2 pseudogenes are annotated in these 1,712 nt (G+C 67.2%); both read right to left on the reverse strand.

Annotation, left to right across the window (positions count from 1 at the left end):
- Window positions 1–121 (reverse strand): annotated as a pseudogene (locus ABZ195_RS28600) (transposase); the annotation flags it as partial.
- Window positions 118–1,479: pseudogene (locus ABZ195_RS28605) on the reverse strand (IS21 family transposase). The pseudogenes ABZ195_RS28605 and ABZ195_RS28600, both read right to left, overlap by 4 nt.
- Window positions 1,480–1,712: the final 233 nt, after the last annotated feature.

Below are 1,712 nucleotides of genomic sequence, written 5' to 3' on the forward strand. Positions count from 1 at the left end.
CGGCGACGGCGTGCAGTTTGAGTTCGGCCAAGTGAGAGCGCAGCTGCTGATACCGGCTGGCCGCAGCCGATGGTGACTCGGTGGCGGTGGTGGTCGTGGGGGTGCGTGCGGTGGGGGTCATGGGATGGTCCTGTTCTGGGCGACCCGCTCGTAGGCGGAGAGGTCGATGACAGTGGAATCGGTTGACGGCGTGCGGGGTCGATCGGAGGTGGAGGCGTTCTGATGCATCTGAAGAAGTCGAGCGGCAGCGGCTTTCGCCTCGGACCCGGGTGGGATGCGTTCCTTGCGGCGGTGCGGTCGCCCGGTGGTGGCGGTGGTCATCGCGGCGGTGTCCAGGGCGATGACGTGTCCGCTGTCGCGGACCATCACCCCGAGCCGTCAGCGGCGATCCGATGCCGGGCGATGACGATGCCGCCGGCGGTGGCGATGTCGAGGTACTCCCCACCCACGGGATGGGAGACTCTGACCTGGGCTGTGGCCAGCTCCGGTGGCACCGAGTAGCGGTTGCCGCGGTAGGACACCAACGCTTGGCGTGACGCCGTCCGCGTCTCGGTGATGATGACCGGATAGGGCCGGGCCAGCAGCGGTGAGAGCGGTTCGGCCTTGGCGACCACGGCGACCGAGGAGCGGCCGTCGGCGGTGGCCCGCAGGCGGGTGTCGCCGCGGACGCGGGCGAAGCTATCCACACTGACCTGTGCTTGTTCGACGGTCATCTCATCGGCCAGGGTGCGCCACCAGCGCTGTGCCGCCGTGTGATTGATCTTCTCCACCACACCCTTGCGGTTACCGCGCCGCGGTGGGCAGATCGCCACCGACACCCCGTAGTGTTTGGCGACCCCGGCGAAGGTCGCGGTGACTCGGCCCGAGCCCGGGTCGCACACGGTGGCCATCCGGTCGAACCGCCACACCCGTGACACCCCACCCAGGCCACGGGTCACGCGGTCGAGCGCGGCGATGAGGTGGGGCTGATCCTCCGACGGTGACAGCTCGGCCCGCCACTTGCCGGAGTGTGCCAGCGACCCGACCAGCAGATGGGCCGTCTTGCCCCCACCCCCACGATTCGGGTGGGTTGGGCAATTCCAGCCAGTCCCATTGGGTTTCGTCACCCGGTTCGTGGGTGATGATCGCGTTGGGGCGTTCGGTGGCCGTCCGACACGCCATACACGTTGGCCGCAACAGTCGGGTCCGGATGTTGCGGGTCAGACTCTGATACGACAGCTCGAACCCGAGGCCCTCCAGTTCGTCGTAGAGAGTCCGGGCCCACAGATGTAGGTCCTCGATCAGCCGGGCGGTGACGTAGTCGACGAACGGGTCGAACGGGTCCGGTGACGGCCGGGCCCGTACTCCCGGCGTGGCGTCGCCAGCCAGGTACTTGCGGACTGTCTTGCGGTCATGGCCGGTGTGGCGGGCGATCGCTGCGATCGACCAACCACGTTTACCCAGGGCATGTACTTCCATGTCGTTCTCCCATGTGAGCATGAGAAAGCGGGCCTCCGTCGAATGGAGCTGTTGGCGTCAGAGACCAGCAGCATCGAGGGAGGCCCGCCCTTCTCGGCGGCGCCACACGGGTGGGGAATTTCGATGAGCATCAGTGGGGAAATTCAGCGAGCGCGGTCAGCGGTGGGCGTCGATGAAGGAGACTACTTCTTGTTTTGGCGGTCGAGCTCCGCCCCGAAGAAACTCGCTGCGCGTTTCAGGATCTCGTTGGCGCG

The organism is Mycobacterium sp. NPDC006124 (assembly GCF_040614235.1).
Classification (GTDB): domain Bacteria; phylum Actinomycetota; class Actinomycetes; order Mycobacteriales; family Mycobacteriaceae; genus Mycobacterium.